This is a genomic window from Microbacterium sp. ProA8 (assembly GCF_039905635.1).
In the GTDB taxonomy this organism is placed as follows: domain Bacteria; phylum Actinomycetota; class Actinomycetes; order Actinomycetales; family Microbacteriaceae; genus Microbacterium; species Microbacterium chionoecetis.
On sequence record NZ_CP157000.1, the window covers coordinates 3,620,991 to 3,640,372 of the forward strand.

10 protein-coding genes are annotated in these 19,382 nt (G+C 68.1%); 7 read left to right on the forward strand and 3 right to left on the reverse strand.

Features of this window, described 5'->3' with window-relative positions; all coding sequences use genetic code 11:
• Nucleotides 1-47: 47 nt before the first annotated feature.
• From ABG085_RS16355 to ABG085_RS16385, 7 genes are all read left to right on the forward strand, one after another.
• Entirely contained in the window at nt 48-1,346 is a 1,299-nt protein-coding gene (locus tag ABG085_RS16355; RefSeq protein ID WP_347976805.1) for an extracellular solute-binding protein, read from the forward strand.
• Nucleotides 1,347-1,416: 70 nt separating this feature from the next.
• Nucleotides 1,417-2,301, forward strand: a complete 885-nt coding sequence (locus ABG085_RS16360) for a sugar ABC transporter permease (protein WP_347976806.1) — start codon at nt 1,417-1,419, stop codon at nt 2,299-2,301.
• Nucleotides 2,302-2,306: 5 nt separating this feature from the next.
• Nucleotides 2,307-3,173 carry a carbohydrate ABC transporter permease gene (locus tag ABG085_RS16365; RefSeq protein WP_347976807.1) on the forward strand — a complete coding sequence of 289 codons (867 nt, stop codon included), beginning with the start codon at nt 2,307-2,309 and terminating at the stop codon, nt 3,171-3,173.
• Nucleotides 3,170-5,815 carry a family 78 glycoside hydrolase catalytic domain gene (locus ABG085_RS16370; RefSeq protein WP_347976808.1) on the forward strand — a complete coding sequence of 882 codons (2,646 nt, stop codon included), beginning with the start codon at nt 3,170-3,172 and terminating at the stop codon, nt 5,813-5,815. Before ABG085_RS16365 ends, ABG085_RS16370 begins: the two co-directional genes overlap by 4 nt.
• Nucleotides 5,812-8,043, forward strand: a complete 2,232-nt coding sequence (locus tag ABG085_RS16375) for a glycoside hydrolase family 3 N-terminal domain-containing protein (protein ID WP_347976809.1) — start codon at nt 5,812-5,814, stop codon at nt 8,041-8,043. The genes ABG085_RS16370 and ABG085_RS16375 overlap by 4 nt, the downstream gene beginning before the upstream one ends.
• Before the next feature lie 216 nt (nt 8,044-8,259).
• Nucleotides 8,260-10,620, forward strand: coding sequence for a glycosyl hydrolase family 65 protein (locus ABG085_RS16380; protein WP_347976810.1), 2,361 nt, complete (start codon nt 8,260-8,262; stop codon nt 10,618-10,620).
• Between the two features lie 455 nt (nt 10,621-11,075).
• On the forward strand, nt 11,076-12,086 hold the full coding sequence (locus ABG085_RS16385; protein WP_347976811.1) for a GGDEF domain-containing protein: 1,011 nt from the start codon (nt 11,076-11,078) through the stop codon (nt 12,084-12,086).
• 39 nt (nt 12,087-12,125) lie between these two features.
• Here ABG085_RS16385 and ABG085_RS16390 read toward each other — a convergent pair whose 3' ends face one another.
• The 3 genes from ABG085_RS16390 to ABG085_RS16400 form a co-directional block, all read right to left on the reverse strand.
• Nucleotides 12,126-13,844: an IlvD/Edd family dehydratase gene (locus ABG085_RS16390; protein WP_347976812.1), complete on the reverse strand. Its 1,719-nt coding sequence runs from the start codon at nt 13,842-13,844 to the stop codon at nt 12,126-12,128.
• 84 nt (nt 13,845-13,928) lie between these two features.
• Complete coding sequence (ppk2, locus tag ABG085_RS16395) at nt 13,929-14,771, reverse strand: polyphosphate kinase 2 (protein ID WP_347976813.1); 843 nt, start codon at nt 14,769-14,771, stop codon at nt 13,929-13,931.
• Nucleotides 14,772-15,059: 288 nt separating this feature from the next.
• Complete coding sequence (locus tag ABG085_RS16400; RefSeq protein ID WP_347976814.1) at nt 15,060-19,379, reverse strand: GH32 C-terminal domain-containing protein; 4,320 nt, start codon at nt 19,377-19,379, stop codon at nt 15,060-15,062.
• Between the last annotated feature and the right edge of the window lie 3 nt (nt 19,380-19,382).

Below are 19,382 nucleotides of genomic sequence, written 5' to 3' on the forward strand. Positions count from 1 at the left end.
ACTGTCGATTGCAGCGCTTCAATAGAGGCCGCATTCAAGGAGGAACTGTGACCACAGCACGTACCAAGGCGAGCCGTCTCGCCTTCTTCGGCGCCGCGATCGGCGTCACGACTCTCGCGCTCACCTCGTGTGCGGGCGGCGGCGAGGCAGCCGCGCCGACCGAGTTCTCGTACCTCTCGTTCGCCGAGAACACCAGCATCCAGGACACCCTCACGACTCTCAGCGAAGACAGCTGCGCTGCCGAGAACGACGCTCTCCCGTTGAAGGTCAGCACCCAGCCTCAGGCGAGCTACGACCAGCAGCTCCAGCTCCTCGCCGGCCAGAACGCGCTGCCGTCGCTGTTCGCCAGTGGCAACTCGCCCCAGGTCGCGAAAGACCTGCAGACGGGTGACAAGCTCGTCGACATCGCCGCCGAGCTCGACGACCTGGATGCCGCCGACGACATCCTGCCGGCCGCTCGTTCCACGATCGAGGCGCTCTACGGCGGCGAGGTCTTCGTGCTGCCGACCGAGTTGAACGTCGAGGGCATCTGGTACAACAAGGCGATCTTCGCCGAGCTCGGCATCGAAGAGCCCACGACGTGGGACGAGCTCACCGACGCCGCGGCGACGCTCAACGAGGCCGGCGTGATCCCGTTCTCGGCTGACGGTCAGGACGGATGGCCGCTGACGCGCCTCGTCGGCAACTACCTCTATCGCTCGCTCGGTCCCGACGCGCTGCAGAAGGTCGCCGACGGCGACGCGGAGCTCACCGACCCGGAGTACGTCGAGGCAGCCGCCGCCGTGGCAGAGCTCGGTGCGGCCGGCTACTTCGGCCCCTCGGTCGGATCGATCGACTACATGACGGCCGTCAACCAGTTCCTCACGGGGCAGGCGGGCATGTTCTACATGGGCAGCTGGATCCTCGCGAACTTCAATGACGAGGCCCAGAACCAGATCGGCGCAGACAACATCGGCTTCATGCCCTTCCCCGAGATCGAGGGCGGCGCGGGCAGCAGCGACCAGCTCGCCGCCAATGTCGGGGTGCCGCTGGCGATGTCGCAGGAGAGCTTCAACGACGAGACCGCCGCATGGCTGGGCTGCATCGCCGAGAACTTCGGCTCCGAGTCGCTCGGGTCGCAGGGCGTCATCACCGGCTTCGCGACGAACACGCCCGTCGAGGGACTGCCGCCGCTCACGGAGATGATCCAGGAGAAGATCGCCGCCACCGAGCAGAGCGTGCTGTGGTTCGAGGCGCTGTTCGACGCCAAGGCCGCGACGACGAGCCAGTCGAACGCTTCTCAGCTCGTCACGGGTGCGATCAGCCCTGAGGAGTTCATGGGCCTCGTCCAGGCCGACCTGAAGTAGCAGCACCCCCCGCTGTGGCCGGGCGGGCATCCGCCCGGCCACAGCCATGATCCAACGGAAAGCACTCATCGTGAACCGCGTACTCGGCGACTGGCGCGCCATCACCATCCTGCTCGGGCCTGCCCTGCTCGTGTACACCCTCGTCATGCTCGTCCCGATCTTCTGGTCGCTCGGCTACACGGTGTTCGAGGGCAACCCCATCCTGGGCTTCACCTTCGTCGGGTTCGACAACTTCGCCCAGCTCTTCACCGACCCGAAGGTGGGCGACGCGCTGTGGTTCACGATCAGGTACGCCGTCGTGCTCACGCTCCTGCAGGTGCTCTTCGGGTACGGGCTCGCCCTGATCTACGTGTTCTGGCTGCGCAAGGCGTCCGGCGTGATCCGCACCCTCGCGTTCTTCCCCGTCGTGCTTCCGACGGTGGCAGTCGCCCTGCTCTTCCAGGAGCTCTTCAAGATCGCGCCCGTGCAGGGGCTGGTCAACGACATCCTCAACGTGTTCGGCATCGCCTCCGTCGACTGGTTCGCGTCATCGGCGACGGCGTTCTGGGTGATGATCTTCATGGACCTCTGGCGGTCGATGGGGTTCTACGCGGTGCTGCTCTACGCGGGTCTGGTCGACATCCCGGACGACATCTTCGAATCGGCGCGGCTGGACGGCGCTTCCGGCTTCCGCCTGGTCTGGCACATCGTGATCCCGCTGTCGCTGCCCGTGCTCCTGTCGTCGATCATCTTCAGCATCAACGGCACGCTCAAGGTGTTCGACTCGATCCTCGCGCTGACCGGTGGCGGGCCAGGGAACACCACCACGCCGCTCACCCTGTACATGTTCCAGACGTCCTTCACATACGGCGAGTACGGCTTCGGCAGCACGATCGCGCTGCTGCTCACGGTGCTCTGCCTGGTCGTGACGATCTTCATCTTCCAGTCCAACCGCCGCGATCTGACCAAGGACTAGCCGCCATGACGACCTCAACCGCTCACCACCCCGGCCGCGTGCGGCGCGCATTGGCCAAGGTGCCGATGTGGATCATCCTCGGCATCCTTCTCGTCGTCGTGGTCTATCCGCTCTTCTGGATGCTGACCGGCTCACTGAAGACGCAGGACGAGTTCCTCAACAACCCCACCTGGGCGCTCCCCGAGGACTGGACGAACTTCAGCAACTACGTCGAGGCGTGGACGGTCGGAAATCTGGACGTCTACATCCGCAACAGCATCGTGGCCGTCTTCCCCTCGCTCTTCCTCACCATCGTGCTCGGCGTCGCGGCAGGGTTCGCCCTCGAGGTCATGGTGTGGAAGGGACGGGGCCCCGTGCTCCTGGCCTTCCTCGTCGGCATCATGATCCCGGGCCAGATGATCCTGCTCCCGCTGTTCACGATGTACTTCCGTACCGGGCTGACGGGCACGCTCTGGCCGCTGATCATCACGTACACGGCGATCGGCCTGCCGCTCACCGTCTTCATGATGGCGACGTATTTCCGCAGCGTCCCGCGCGAGATCTTCGAAGCGGCGACCCTCGACGGCGCCAGCATCTACCGCACGTTCTTCTCGATCGGCTTCCCGCTGGTGCGCAATGCCGTCTTCACGGTCGCGCTCGTGCAGTTCTTCTTCATCTGGAACGACCTGCTGATCGCGCTCACCTTCACGACCAGCGACGACCTGCGCACCATCCAGGTGGGGCTTCTCAACTTCACAGGCCAGTTCGGCCAGATCCAGTACGGCCCGACGTTCGCCGCGATCTCCATCAACGTGATCGGCACCCTCGCCATCTACCTCTTCCTCAACCAGCGTGTGATGAAGGGTCTGACGGCCGGGTCGGTGAAGGGATGACCGCGGCGGACCTGCGCATCGAGCACCTGGACGATCCGCTCGGCATCGGCTCGACCGAGCCCCGGCTGAGCTGGAGGGCCACGACAGGACAGGCCGCGTACGAGATCGAGATCCGTCACGGCGACGGCGACATCGCGACCTCGGGTCGGGTCGACTCGACCGCCTCGCATTTCCAGTCCTGGCCGAGTCGCCCGCTCGCCTCGCGCGAGACCGCTGACATCCGAGTCCGGCTGTGGGAGGCCGACGGCGTCGGGCCCACGGCGTGGAGTGAGCCGCTCCGCGTGGAGGCCGGCCTCTTGGCGAGCACGGACTGGACCGCGGATTGGGTGAGCCCCTCGACCGCTGCCTCGCACGACGGGGCGAGGCCCGCGTATCTCCTGCGTGCGACGTACGACGTCGTCGGCGAGGTGCGCCTCGCCCGGATCTACGCGACGGCACACGGCGTCTTCGATCTCGAGATGAACGGATGCCGCGTGGGCGACGACGTCCTCGCGCCCGGGTGGAGCAGCTACCGCCATCGCCTCAGGTATCGCACGCGCGATGTCACTTCGGTGCTCCGACCGGGGCGCAACGCCGTCGGTGTCTGGCTCGCCGACGGGTGGTACCGCGGGCGGCTCGGTTTCAACGGCGGTCTGTGGGACAACTACGGCACGGACGTGGCAGCACTGGTCCAGGTGGAGGTCGAGGACGACCTCGGTCGCCGCACGGTTCCGCTCACCTGGTCCTGGGCGCCTTCTCCCATCACCGCCACGGGGCTGTACGAGGGCGAGTCGCACGATGCCCGCCTCGACATCGCACACTGGTCCGAGCCCGACTTCGACGACGCGGCATGGATTCCGGCGAGCATCCTCCCGCCCCAGGCGGCGACCGGAGCCCTCGAGTCCCCCACCGGTCCCCCGGTCCGGGTCGTGGACGTCCTCACCCCGACCGAGATCGTCACGCGCCCCGATGGCCGCATCCTGATCGACTTCGGCCAGAATATCGCCGGCAAGATCCGGCTCGGCGTCGCCGGCTGCGACGGCACCCCCATCGAGATCCATCACGCCGAGGTGCTCGAGAACGGCGAACTGGCGACGCGCCCGCTGCGCAGCGCGGCATCCGTCGACGTCTACACTCCCCGAGGCGACGAGCCGTCGACGTGGACACCGCGGTTCACGCTCCACGGCTTCCGCTACGCGGAGGTGCGGGGCCTGCCGGCCGGCGGGACGCTCCTCTCTGCGGAAGGACTCGTGGTCCACTCCGACATGACCCGTGCCGGCTGGTTCTCGACGAGCGATCCCCTGCTCGACCGGTTCCACCAGAACGTCGTGTGGAGCATGCGCGACAACTTCGTCGACCTGCCCACCGACTGCCCGCAGCGTGACGAGCGGCTCGGCTGGAGCGGCGACATCCAGGTCTTCGCGCCGGTGGCGACGTATCTGTACGACTCAGCGGGAGTGCTGCAGAACTGGCTGCGCGACCTCGCGTCCGAGCAGGCGGAGTTCGGCTCGGTCATGAACTTCCATCCCTGGATCGAGTGCGGCTTCCCCGGGGATCCGGCCGCAGCCTGGGGTGACGCCGCGGTCATCGTGCCGTGGGAGCTGTATCGCAGCACCGGCGATGTCGGCATCCTCCGCGATCAGTTCGAGAGCATGCGCGCGTGGGTCGAGCAGGTGCACGCCCTCACCGGGCAGACCGGCCACTGGAGCACCGGCTTCCAGCTCGGCGACTGGCTCGACCCCGCGGCACCGCCGGACCGCCCGGGCGATTCGCGCACCGATCCCCGTCTCGTCGCGACCGCGTACCACGCGAAGTCTGCGCGCCTGGCGGCCGAGGCGGCGCACCTGATCGGACAGCCGGATGCCGCAGCCGACCTCGGCCGCATGGCCGAGCGTGCCGTCGCGGCGTTCCGTGAGCACTACGTCTCGCCGGCCGGCCTCGTCGTCAGCGACACCGTGACGGCGCTCTCGGTCGCCATCATCTTCGACCTGCTGCGGGATGACGCCCAGCGGCGGGCGGCCGGAGCTCGTCTGGCCGAGCTCGTCCGCGAGGGCGACCACCGGATCCAGACCGGCTTCGTGGGCACGCCGCTCGTCTGCGACGCCCTGGCGACCACGGGCCACGCCGACACCGCGTACCACCTGCTCCTGCAGACGGAGACGCCGTCGTGGCTGTTCCCGGTGACGATGGGGGCGACGACGGTCTGGGAGCGGTGGGACAGCCTGCTCCCGGACGGCTCGGTGAATCCGGGCGAGATGACGTCCTTCAACCACTACGCGCTGGGCGCGGTCGCCGACTTCCTCCACCGTGTGGTGGGCGGGCTGCAGCTGGTGGAGCCGGGCTGGTCGCGGGTGCGCGTCGCTCCTCAGCCGGGCGGCGGGCTCGAGTCGGCGTCCACGGCGCACCTCTCGCCCTTCGGATTGATCGGGGTACAGTGGCGGCGTGCCGACGGGCGCCTCGTCGTCGAGGTGGATGTGCCGCCGGGCGTCACCGCAGAGATCGTGCTTCCCTCTCCGCAGGCCGCGCCGATCGAGGTCGGCGAGGGCGTGCACCGGTTCGCGTGCGCCTATCGACCCGCCGACGCAGACCCACCGCGCCCGCGCCGCTGGAACATCCACAATCCTGAGGAGCGACGGCAGATGATCGAAGCGGGTGTGCTGTGAACCGAACCGGAGCCATGGAACCAGGCCTCACCCTCGAGCAGGCTGCGAGCCTGCTCTCGGGGCTCGATATGGACACCACCCGCGCCCTTCCGGCCCTCGGCGTGCCGCCCGTCAAGATGACGGACGGGTCCAACGGGCTGGCGATGAACCTGCCGCACTTCGCGGGCAAGGTCGCCGCAACGTGCTACCCGACGCTGTCGGCAATGGCCCCGACATGGGACGTCGACCTGGTCACGCGCGTCGCGGAGGCGATCGCCGTCGACGCGCGGAAAGCCGGCGCGCAGGTGCTGCTCGGTCCGGGCATGAACATCAAGCGCTCCCCGCTCGGTGGCCGCAACTTCGAGTACTTCTCCGAGGACCCCCATCTGACGGGCCGGCTCGCGACCGCGTTCGTGCGCGGGGTGCAGCGGGCGGGGGTCGGCGCGTGCGTGAAGCACTTCGCGGCCAACAACCAGGAGACCGACCGCATGCGCGTGAGCGCCGACGTCGGGCCGCGGGCGCTGCGCGAGATCTACCTCCGCGCCTTCGAGCAGGTCGTGACGGAGGCCGAGCCCTGGCTCGTCATGGCGTCGTACAACCGGGTCAACGGCACCTATGCCACTCAGCACAGGTGGCTCCTCACCGACGTGCTGCGCGACGAGTGGGGTTTCGAAGGCGCGGTCGTGTCGGACTGGGGCGCGGTCGACGACCGTGTCGCTGCGCTGGCCGCCGGCCTCGATCTCGAGATGCCGTCGACGTCCGGCGCCTCCGACGCGCTCGTGCTCGCTGCCGTCGAGAACGGCACCCTCGACGAGGCGACGGTGCGAGCATCCGCTCAGCGCATCGTCGAGCTCGCCCGCAAGGCCGCGACATCCGCTCGCCGTGACGATCACGCTGCCGAGTCATCCGCCGTCGATCTTGGCGCCGCGGCGCTGGCGACGGAAGCGGCCGAACGCGCCGCCGTCTTGCTGCGCAACGAGCGTGGTGTCCTGCCGCTGCGGGCGGACGCGACGGTGGCCGTCGTGGGCGCCTTCGCCCAGGCTCCGCGTTTCCAGGGCGGCGGCAGCGCCGGCGTCAACGCGGCGCAGCCGCCCGCAGCCCTCGTCGACGCCCTGGCCGCAGCGCACCGCGGTGTCATCACCTTCTCACCCGGATACGCGGACGAGGGAGTGACGACGGATGCCGATGCCCTCGCCCGAGCGAAGGCAGCCGTCAGCGCGGCCGATGTCGGCGTCGTCGCCGTGGGACTGCCGGAAGCGGCCGAGAGCGAGGGCTACGACCGCACCACGCTCGCACTCCCCGGCGCCCAGCTTCGACTGCTCGAGGAGCTCGTCGACGCCGGCACGCCTCTGGTCGTGGTCTGCATCGCCGGCGGCGTCGTCGACCTCGAACCCTGGCGGGAGCAGGTCGACGCCATCATCCTTCCGGGGCTGGCCGGCCAGGGGGTCTCAGAGGCGCTGGCGCGCCTCCTCACCGGCGCCGTCTCGCCGTCGGGGCGTCTGGCCGAGACGATCCCCCTGGCGCTGTCGGACACCCCGAGCCACCTCTCGTTCCCGGCAACCTCCGAGAGCGGCGCCTACGGCGAGGACATCTTCGTCGGCTACCGCGGCTACGACGAGCTCGGACGCGACGTGGCGTTCCCCTTCGGCCACGGACTCACCTACTCGGAGTTCGCATACTCCGACGCCGCGGTCCGCGCGACGGAGGACGGGTGGGAGTGCTCCCTTGTCGTGCGCAACATCGGCGGGTTCGCCGCCCGCGACGTGGTCCAGCTGTACCTCGGCGCGCCGACAGATGCCGCACGGCGTGCGCCCAGTGAGCTGATCGGATTCGGCGCCGCTGAACTCGCCCCCGGTGAGTCGACCCGGGTCGTCATCCAGGTCGGGCAGCGGGCGTTCGCACGCTGGGATGAGCCACGCGGCTGGGTGACGGATGCCGGAACCCACGCCCTGCGCTTCGCCCGGTCCTCCCGCGACATCATCGCGACGGTGGACCTGGAGGTCGCCGCATCCGGGGCACCGGCTGAGCTCACTGCGGAGTCGACGCTTTCTGAGTGGCTCGACCATCCGGTCGTGGGGCCTCGGCTGCTCGCGCGCGTCGGCGAGCTCGACACCGTGGGCAACACCATCGGACTGCTCAGCGACCCGACGGCCCGGCTGATGATCGGCGGACTGCCCATCAAGCGCCTCACCGTCGACGCCGGCAACGTCCTCTCATCCGAGCTCCTCGACGAGGTCCGACGCGCCTAGGTGCTGTCCGATCGCGCCAGTCGGGCTGCGAGCGCATGTCCACCTCGCGCACGATCGTCGCGGCCTCCGCATCCAACGGCACGTCCGATATACCGATCCGGCGCGCGGACACAACCCCTTCGAGGCATCCATCTGCTTTCCGCACAATGGCAGCATGTCTCCCCCGCTTTCGCTCTCGACCCTCAGCGCCAGAAACGACGGAGGCTCGGCGGTCGGATGAGCGGGCATCGGGCGTTCGACGTCGCTCCGTGGGGCATCGGGTGGTCTGAATGGACCGCGTCGCACCAGGCGAGACGGGAGTCGGTGTTCGCGCTCTCCAACGGCTATCTGGGCTGGCGGGGAACGCTCGAGGAGGGCGACCCCTGCGAGGTGCCGGGCACCTATCTGAACGGCGTGTTCGAGCGGCACCCGATGCCGTACGCCGAAGACGGGTACGGGTATCCCGACTCGGGCGAGAGTGTCATAAACGTGCCGGATGGCAAGGTCATCCGGCTCCTCGTCGACGACGAGCCGTTCGACATCCGCACCGGCGAGTTGCACCGGCACGACCAGTTCCTCGACTTCCGCGCGGGCACACTGCGGCGCGAAGCGCACTGGACCTCGCCCGACGGGCGTACCGTGAAGGTCCGCTCCGAGCGCCTGGTGTCGCTCACCCACCGGGCCGTGGCGGCGATCAGCTACGAGGTCACGGCGGTCGATGCAGCGGTGGATCTCACGGTGCTGTCGGAGATCGTGGCGAACGAACCGCTGCCCGAGGTGCATCCCGACGAACGGGTGATGGCCGCCCTGCGCGGGGCGCTGAAGCCCGTCGACCAGTTCGTCGTGGAAGGCCGGGCAACGCTCCTGCATCGGACGGAGAGCAGCCGCATCGGCGTCGCCGTGTCGATGGACCATCAGGTTCTCGCGGGCGGACCGGTCACGGTCGAGACCGAGGCGTCCGACACGCTCGCCCGCACCACGGTGTCCACACGTCTTGCTCGGGGCGACAGCATCCGGATCGTGAAATTCGTAGGTCACGAGTGGTCCGACTCGCTGACCGATGCCGCGTTGCGCGATCGCGTGGATGCTGCGGTCACGACGGCGACGCACCTCGGGTGGGAGGCGCTCGCCGAACAGCAGCGCGAGTACCTCGACCACTTCTGGGCATGTGCCGACGTCACCGTCGAGGGGGCGCCGCGTCTGCAGCAGGCCGTGCGGTTCGCGCTGTTCCAGGTGCTGCAGGCGGCTGCGCGGGCGGAGGTGCGTTCCATCCCGGGCAAGGGTCTCACCGGGCCGGGCTACGAGGGGCACACGTTCTGGGACGCCGAGGCGTACGTGCTCCCGGTGCTCACCTACACGCTGCCGGACGCGGCGCGCAACGCGCTGCGGTGGCGTCACTCGACTCTGGATCATGCGCTGCGGCGTGCGAAGCAGCTGCATCTCGCAGGGGCGGCCTTTCCGTGGCGCACGATCGACGGCCGGGAGTGCTCGGGCTACTGGCCTGCGGGGACGGCCGCGTTCCACATCAACGCCGATATCGCAGCAGCGGTCATCCGCTATGTGAGGGCGACCGGAGACATCGAGTTCGAACGCGAGACGGGGCTCGAGATCCTCACGCAGACGGCCCGGCTCTGGGTCGCGCTCGGACGCTGGGATCCGCAGGGAGTCTTCCACATCGACGGCATCACCGGACCCGACGAATACTCCGCGCTGGTCGACGACAACATCTTCACCAACCTCATGGCGCAGCAGAATCTGCGAGGTGCGGCGGCGGCCGCACAGGCCCACCCGGAAGCAGCGCGCAGCCTCGAGGTCACCGACGAGGAGATCGAAGCCTGGACGGCGACGGCCGCCGCGATGGCCGTGCCCTTCGACGACGAGCGCGGCGTGCACCAGCAGTCTGCAGGTTTCACCGATCGCGAGCGCTGGGACTTCGAGCGCACCGAGGAATCGCAGTATCCGCTTCAGGACCACTTCCCGTACTTCGACCTGTACCGCAAGCAGGTGGTCAAGCAGGCAGACCTGGTCCTGGCGCTGCAGTTCGCGCCGGAAGCATTCTCCCCCGACGAGACGGCTCGCGCCTTCGCGTACTACGAAGAGCTCACCGTGCGCGACTCGTCCCTGTCGGCATCAGCCCAGGCCGTCGTCGCCGCCCGCGTCGGCCACCTCGACCTCGCGATGGCGTATCTGGCCGAAGCGGCCACCATCGACATCGACGATCTGCGCGACGATGTCGACGACGGGCTTCACATCGCGGCGCTCGCGGGCGTATGGACCGCGCTGACCGCCGGCTTCGGTGGCATGAAGCACGGCGAGTCGGGTCTGCAGTTCTCACCCCGGCTCACGGCGCCGCTCACCCGACTGGACTTCGGCATCCGTATCGGACGACAGACGCTGCGCCTCGAAGTCGAGTCGGATCAGACCACCTACACCCTGAGCGACGGCCCGGCCCTCAGCATCCGCCACTTCGGCACTCCCGTGCTCGTCGAGCCGGGCTCTCCGGTGACGCTGACCACACCAGCGATCGCAGACCCGGGGCCTCCACCCTCACAGCCCGCCCGTCGAGCGCCGGAAGATCCCGGCTCGCGAGCCCGGTGATCTCTGCGTGCCCGCAAACTCGCGAGCGCCCCGGATCACGCATGTCGAGTGAAGCTGCGACGACACGCTGGGGATGCATACGCGCCCGTCTCGCCTGTATCGTTCGAGCACCGGCTCGCTCGACGCCGCCGCCGCCGGAGGGAGGATGCGTGGAACGACGCAGCGCAAATGCGCTACCAGCGGGTGTTGTGCGCTTGAAGCGGTCGGGCGTCATTGCCGAGGCGAATCACTGGTTCACGGAGTGGTACGGGACCAGCGCCGACGAGATGGTCGGCAGGTCGGTTGACGAGCTTCTCGTCCACGCACCCGGTGATCTGCTCCCGGCCGACGCCGGGCCGGGCCCGTGGATGATGGTCCACGCCCGCGATCGCGGCCGGGCGGTCATGGTGAGTCGCCACCCGCAGCCCGAAGGGGACTTCCTCGTCATCGAGGAGGCGTCGGAGAGGTTCCGCGCATTGACCGACCTGCGCCGGCGCTACGCGCTCGCAGACCGCACCCGCACCCGGCTCCAATTGGTGATGGACTCGTCGATCGCGTTCTCGTCCGCGACGACCGAAGAGCGCCTCGCGGAGATCCTCGCCGACACGACGGCCAGGGCCTACCGCGCCGAGACTTCGGCGGTCTACCTGGTCGAACCAGACGGAACGTATGCGATCGCCGCCGGCACCGACCCCTTCGACGGTCGGTTCGACCCCGCGCCGCTCTTCAGGTCCGTGAGCGCAGCACGGCGGGTTCAGAAGGTCCTGGATGCTGATACGGGCGAGCGGATCGCCGCCGGGCTCGGACCCGCGATGACCGCGGCCGGCGTCCGGGCGTTCATCGCCGCGCCGCTGCACCATGAGGATGCGGACTTCGGCGTGTTCGTCAGCTGGTTCCATCACGAGCGGACATTCGACGACGAGGCGAAGCCGCTGGCGGAGGCCTTGGCGGGCCAGGCCGCACAAGCGCTCGCCACGCTTCGACTGCAGGCCCAACTCGCGCATGCCGCGAGCCACGACCAGGTGACCGGCCTCCCCAACCGGCGGCTCCTGGAGACTCAGATGGACGAGATCGTCGGCTCTTCACGGTGCGCGGTGCTGTTCATCGACCTCGACGATTTCAAGGGTGTGAACGACCAGCTCGGCCATCAGGCCGGCGACCGGATGCTGAGGGAAGTCGCACAACGCCTGCTGGCCGGTGTGCGCGCCGGTGACCTCGTCGCGCGGTACGGTGGCGACGAGTTCGTCATCGTCTGCGAGATCTCGGAGCATGCTGACGCCATCGAACTCAGCGAGCGGATCCTCGATCTGCTCCGCGGGGATCTGGCGCGGCCGGTCACCCATCAGCGATTGAGCGCGAGTATCGGAGTCGCGATCGCCCCCGAGGGCAGCACCTCGCCCGCCGAGCAGCTGATCCGCCGCGCAGACCTGGCGATGTATGGCGCAAAGGCCGCCGGCGGAAACAGGATCGCGCTCGCCAAGAACTGAGACCCACGCCAGCGAGCGCACGAGCGCAGCGTGGCGATCTCAGTGCGACTCCCGCGAGACCTTCGATCCGCTGGAGCCCACCAGGAAGTCGAGGTCGGCTCCGGTGTCGGCCTGCATGACGTGGTCGATGTAGAGCCGCTCCCAGCCGCGGCGGGGGTTAGCGAAGCCTTGCACGGTCGCGTCGTTGATGCCGCGCGCCGCGAGTTCGTCGGCGGGGACTTCGACCTCGAGGCGGCGGTTGCGCACGTCGAGGCTGATCCAGTCGCCGGTCTCCACTCGCCCGAGCGGCCCGCCCGCGGCGGCCTCGGGCGTGACATGCAGGATGACGGTGCCGTAGGCGGTGCCCGACATCCGTCCGTCGCAGATGCGCACCATGTCGCGGACGCCCTTCTCGAGCAGCTTCTTCGGCAGCGGCATGTTCGACACCTCGGGCATGCCGGGGTAGCCCATCGGGCCGCAGCCGCGGAGGATCATGACCGAGTCCTCGTCGATGTCGAGGTCGGGGTCGTCGATGCGGGCGTGGAAGTATTCGATGGAGTCGAACACCACGGCACGGCCGCGGTGCTTCAAGAGGTGGGGCGACGCGGCGGCGGGTTTGATGATCGCGCCGCCCGGGGCGAGGGATCCGCGCAGCACGCTGATGCCCGCGGCCGGAATGAGGGGTGCATCGCGGGGTGCGATGACATCGGCGTCCCAGATCCGCGCGTCGTCGAGGTAGTCCACGAGCGGACGACCGGTGATGGTCAGTGCGGTGGGGTCGAGCAGATCCTTCACCTCGCGGAGGACCGCGAGGAATCCGCCGGCCCGGTACAGGTCGTCCATCAGGTAGCGGCCGGCCGGCTGCAGGTTCACCAGCAGCGGCACCTCCGCGCCGACCCGGTCGAAGTCGTCGATGGTCAGATCGATCCCCAGCCGACCGGCGATGGCGAGCAGATGCACGACCGCGTTGGTCGAGCCGCCGATCGCGGCGAGCGCGACGATCGCGTTGTGGAAGCTCGCCTTCGTGAGGATCGTCGAGGGGCGGCGGTCCTGTTCGATCAGCCGCACCGCGAGCCGTCCGGTCTCGTGCGAGGCCTCGAGCAGCCGGCTGTCCGGCGCGGGTGTGCCGGCCAGGCCGGGGATGATCGTTCCCAGCGCCTCAGCGACGAGGGCCATGGTCGACGCGGTGCCCATCGTGTTGCAATGACCCTTCGACCGGATCATCGACGACTCCGACCGGGCGAACAGCGCCTCGCTCAGGGTGCCGGCACGGACCTCTTCGCTGAGCCGCCAGACATCCGTTCCGCAGCCGAGCGCCTCGCCGCGGAAGTGGCCGGTCAGCATCGGACCGCCCGGAATCACAACGGCAGGAAGATCGACGGATGCCGCGGCCATCAGCAGCGCCGGAATCGTCTTGTCGCAGCCCCCCAGCAGCACGACGCCGTCGATGGGGTTGGCGCGCAGCATCTCCTCGGTCGCCATCGCCATCATGTTGCGCCACAGCATCGCCGTCGGGCGCACCTGCGTCTCGCCGAGCGAGACCACCGGCAGATTCAGCGGAATCCCGCCCGCTTCGTAGATGCCGTTCTTCACCGACTGCGCCACCTCGTCGAGGTGCGCATTGCACGGGGTCAGGTCGGAGGCGGTGTTGGCGATGGCGATCTGCGGCCGCCCGCGGAACGCGGTGTCAGGCAGACCCCGCCGCATCCACGCCCGGTGGATATATGCGTTCCGATCGTCACCCGAGTACCACTCGGAGCTCCTGAGGTCGGACGCCATTGTTTACCAACTTTCGGAAAACGAGCTTATCCAGACACACCGGGAGAGATTAGGGGTCAACGCAAGCGCCGTTCACCCCGCACCTCAGGACCGCTTCGTCTGGGTCTTGAGGAGTCGGGCGGCGATGTCGGGAACGTAGCGGAACTGCTCGACGGGGGGTCGCTTGTAGTCGTTCGCGTCGGGTCGATCGGGGATCGAGACGTCATCCAGCTCGAGACGCTGATACGGGATGCTGCTGAGCAGGTGTGCGATCACGTTCAGCCGCGCGCTGCGCTTGTCATCGCTTTCGATCGTCCACCACGGCGACTCAGAAGTGTCAGTCGCCGCGAACATCGCATCCTTCGCTCGTGAGTAGTCCTCCCACCTCAGGATCGACTCGAGGTCGGTCGGAGAAAGCTTCCAGCGACGCATCGGGTCATCCAACCGCGACGCGAAGCGCGACTGCTGCTCTTCGTCCGACACCGAGAACCAGTACTTCACCAGGATGATCCCGTCCTCGATCAGCAGGCGTTCCACGATCGGACACTGGCGGAGGAAGGCCTGGTACTGCTCCTCGGAGCAGTAGTCCATGACGCGCTCCACTCCCGCGCGGTTGTACCAGGACCGGTCCATCAGGACGATCTCACCCTTGGTGGGAAGCCGTTCGATGTAGCGCTGGAAGTACCACTGACCGCGCTCCTTCTTCGAAGGCTTGGGCAGGGCGACGACGCGCGCATGTCGGGGATTCAGGTATTGCACCACCCGTTTGATCGCACCGCCCTTGCCCGCGGCGTCGCGACCCTCGAAGATCACCAGTACGCGCGCGCCGGTCGCTGCGACCCACTGCTGCATCTCGACGAGTTCGACCTGCAGACGTTTCAGCTCAGCCTCGTACAGTCGCTTGGGGAGGCGTTTTGCCGAGGGCTTGGGCGCCTTCTTCGTGGACATTCAGTTCGTCCGGGGTCGCGCGGTGCGCGCCTTGGTCGTGGTTCCGCGGTTGTGCATGATCGCCTTCGATTCCCGGCGTCTTGTTCGCCGCGCCGCCAACACTACGCAGACGGCACCGTGTTCAGGCGGGTGTTGACAACCCCGTTCGACGCGTAGGCGAACGGCATGTCGCAGTCGCAGTTCCGCCACGACGTAGGGGTGTCCGGACCCGGGCTCATGACGTCGGTGCGGAGGGCCCGCCATCCTCCCGTGCTCAGTCGGGAGGATGGCAAGCCCGACACACCGCGACTACTCCATCGTGGGGACGTTGATGTCGTCCACGCTGATGTGCCCCCACCCGCCGGTGGCGCGATCGACGATCTCGATATAGAGGTCCTCGCCCAGGTGCTCCGCCAGGTCCAGGTCTCGCCGCTGGTATTGAGCGCGCAGCGCCTCCTGCTCGTTTCCGGATACCTTGGCGAGCATCGCTCCGTCGGATGCGCGGATGACGGCCACGTAGAGGTTGTCCGGGTCGTAGCCGCCGGCGGTGAGCAGGTCGATCTGGCCATCACCGCCGAGGGTGAAGGTGGCGGATCGCAGGGCGCCGGTGCCGGCGTCGCCGACGGCTTCGTCGAAGCCCCACAGGTGGCAGCGGTCGGTGCTGCCCCAAGCGTTTGCCTGTCGGAACGTGCCACCCCATCCCCAGTCGTCGGCGTTGGTCACGGTGGCGTTGCTGAAGGCGTTGCCCTCGAGGATCATCCAGTCGCTGAGATCGCACGAAGCGAAGTCTCCATTGGGAAGTCCGGCTCCTTCGGGCGTGGAGGGCTCGTCGAAGTGCGAGGGCGTGACGGGGCCGAAAGCCCCATCGAGGTTCCAGACCTCGAGGGACTTGATCTGGACCTTGGCGTCACCCAGAACCCGCAGTCCGACCGCGTCGGCGAGTGTCGGGTAGACGCGGGTCGTCAGGGACTTCCTTCCGTCGACGTAGGCCTCCACGACGGAGCGGTCGACGTAGACGTGCATCGTGACCTTGCCGTTGGCGCCGACGACGAACTCGCCCGAGTTGACACCCTTTCGCGTGTCCGGATCCAGGCTGGAGAAGTTGCGATCGACGGCGAGCATGTTCTCTGCCGGGTCAACGGTCAGGATCGTGCGCTCCGCGCCATCGGCGCTGCGCCGCACCTCCAGGCCGACGGCCGAGTCGGTGCCCTTGACCTGCAATTCGACCTTCACCTCGAGGAGGTCGGTGAGCTGATCCTGGGTGTTGGCCAGGGCGGTGTTGGCCTTCGCGACGGTGGTGTTCTTGAGGTCGACCACCTGCTGAGCGCGCAGCGACTCGAGTTCCTCGATCGGTTCGATACCGACATCACCGCTGGGGAGGATCCCCAGCGCGACGGGCAACCCCATGGAGTGGGCCCACCCGGCGCCGTAGTGGTCGGTTTCGCTGCGCCCGTCCTGGGTGATCGTGAAGAGGATCGTGCGGCCGTCGGGGTCGACCATGCCGGAGGGGCCGGTGAAGTGCTCGCCGTAGTCCCACATGCGTGGCTCTTCGTGGTCGGGCACGAACGAGAACGTGTCGCGGTCCCATTCGCCCACCCAGTAGTAGGTGTTCTTCGCCGTGTCGATGTTGTACCCGTCGAACCAGGGGTTCACGACCAGGACGTGCTTCTCCTCGCCGTCGACTGCTCCGACGGGGAGCAGCACAGGCAGCTCCCACACCTGCCCCGTTTTGGGGTACTTCAGGGCGTCGCCGATGAAGAGGGGATTGCGGTACTCCCAGTTCACCAGATCACGGGACGTGTAGAGCAGGGCGGTTCCGCCGACGCGGGTGTCCCCGTCGAGGATGCCCGAGCCGACGATCTGGTACCAGATCGGCTGCCCGTCCGCGGCGGTCTCCTTCCATACGAACGGGTCGCGGAACTGTCCGAACCACGGGGTGCCCACCGGGGACGCCAGATCGCGCGCCTGGGTCGTGACGGGCGCGGGTTCCAAGCGCCATTCCGTGAGATCGCTGTTCGCCGCTCCGTCCACAGGCCACGCCAGCCCGGTGGCCTGATTCGGCACGGCCGCGTCGTTGCCGGCGGTGTAGAACAGCACAGGCTTCCCGTCGGCGTCGAGGGTTGCGCTCCCCGACCAGACGCCGTCCGGTGTGACGGGCGCAGTCGGGGCGATCGCGACGGGCAGGTCCTCCCAATGGACGAGGTCGTCGCTGACGGCGTGCCCCCAGTGGATCTGGTGCCAGTACGGTCCCTGCGGGTTGTGCTGGTAGAAGATGTGGTACTTGCCGTCGTAGAAGACCGGCGCATGCGGCTCGTTCATCCAATGCTCCGGAGGCAGGAAATGGTACTGCGGCCGGTACCTGTCACCGTCGAAGCGGACGCGGGACGGCGTGATCGCCGGCGCGGTCGCGTCTGCACCTGCGTCGGCGGCAGCAGCGATCTCATCGGCACCGAGAAGGGCGTCGGTCACCGTCAGTTCATCGATGGCCCCGTTCCACATGTTCGCGCGGAACACGCCGTTGATCACCGCGGCGTTGTTGTGGCGGCCGATCAGCAGCGGCCGCGAATCGGCGGCGAGGATGCGGGTGCCTTTGCCGATGTTCTTCTCAGCGACCTGTTCCCCGTTCAGGTACAGGCGGATCAGTCCCGTGCCGGCATCGTACGTAGCCGCGACATGGCTCCATTCATAGGTGGGGAGCACGGCGTCGTCGCCGACGCGGAGGGTGTGCCAGTTCACGCCGTCTCCGAGCTCGAGGCCCCACGCGCCGTGTCGGTACATGCCCAGCAGGTAGCCGGTCTTGGCCTTGGCGTCGTGCTGATTGACGATGGCGGAGGCTTGGCCGAGGTCGCCCCACTCGTAGGAGCGCGGGGCGACCCACGCTTCGATGCTGAGTGTGCTGCTGGGGACGAGCGCCGCAGTCCCCGCCCGCTCGATGGATGTCGAGTAGCCGTCGAACAGCAGCGCACCGTCGACGACGCCGGCGGTCCACAGCGGGTCGCTGTCAGGCTTGTCCGCAGCATCATTGAACACGTAGGCGACGGCATCGGGGGTCGCTGCCCCACCGGCGGCGGTCGTGCCGGATCCCTCGTCGAACGACCAGTGCATCGGGTCGTTGAGGAGGGTTCGGATTCCGTCGGCGTTGAGGTGGCCGATGGTCGAGTTGTCCACCAACCGCAGGCGGACCACGTCGCCGCGGTGCGCACCGAGGTCGATGGCAACCGGCTGATACGTGTCGGTCGCCTGGGGAACGCCGACGCGTGCGAGCTCACTGCCGTCGGTGTCCGAAATGATGGCCGCGTACACGTCGGGGTTCTTCGATCCGCCGAGGAGGAGCCGAACCTCCGCGTCCCCGCCGACGCGGAATCGGGGTGAGGTGAGGGCGCCGATGGCGGCATCCGAGTCCAGCGCGCCACCCCACAGGTGGTACGTGCCCTCCGCCTCGAAGGGGTGGCCGTCCGGGGTGGACGTGGCGTCGGAGACGTGTGCCGCGCTGAACGCGGCTCCTTCTGCGGTCCAGCCGTCGAGCGTTCCGGTTTCGAAACCGGCGTTGTCGAACTCGTAGCCGAGAACCTCGACGTTGGTGTCGAATGCGTCGACGTTGATGTGTCCCCATCCGCCGGTGGCGGTGTCGACGACCTCGAAGTACAGGTCCTTTCCGAGGTGGGCGGCAGCGTTCCATCGCACCAGCGAGTAGCTCTCGGAGTCCGCGAAGCCCGTGTTGGTCGCCCGCATGAGTTCCGCTCCGTCGGATGCGCGGTGGAGGGCGACGTAGAGATTGTCGACGTCGTTACCCCCTCCGATGAGGAACTCGATGGTGCCGGTCCCGGTGAGCGTGAAGGTGGAGGAGCGCAGCGTGCCGGTGCGCGCGTCACCTCCGACGCTGGCACCCCAGAGATGATGAGTGCCGCCGTGGTTGAATGGCCCGCCCCATCCCCAGTCGGTCGCGCTGCTGACGTGCGCGTCGGTGAAGGCATCCCCGCTCACGACGTTCCAGCCGGTGAGGTCGCCGCTCTCGAATCCAGGATTGATCACCTGGGTGACCGACGTCTCCGTGTAGGTGCGGACGTCGTCCAGGTTGATATGCCCCCACCCGCCGGATGAGTTGTCGACGACTTCGAGATAGAGATCCTCGCCGAGCTCCGCGGACACATTCCACACGACTCGCGTGAGCGCTTCCGAGTCGGCGAACGAGGTGTTGGTCGCGCGTCGGATCTCGGTGTCGTCACTGGCGCGCCGCAATGCGACATAGAGGTTGTCGATGTCGTTGCCGCCGCCGATCAGGAAGCTGACCTCACCGATTCCGCCCAGGGTGAAGGTCGAGGACCGCAGCTTCCCTGTCGGTGCATCGTCGCCGGCTGCCGCGCCCCACAGATGGTAGGTGCCATCGGGGTTGAAGCAGCAGCCCCAGCCCCAGTCGGTCGCGTCGCTGACGTGCGTGTCGGTGAACGCGTTCCCCTCCGCCGCCGTCCAGCCTGTGAGGTCGCCGGTTTCGAAGCTCGGGTTTTCGATGGTGTTTGCTGCGGCGGTCGCCGCGAGCGGTGCCGTGAAGCTCAGTGCCCCCACGGCGAGTGCGGTTGAGAGTGCGGCGGCGAGAGCGCGCCGTGGCGCACTCATCCTGGTTGTCCTCATGTC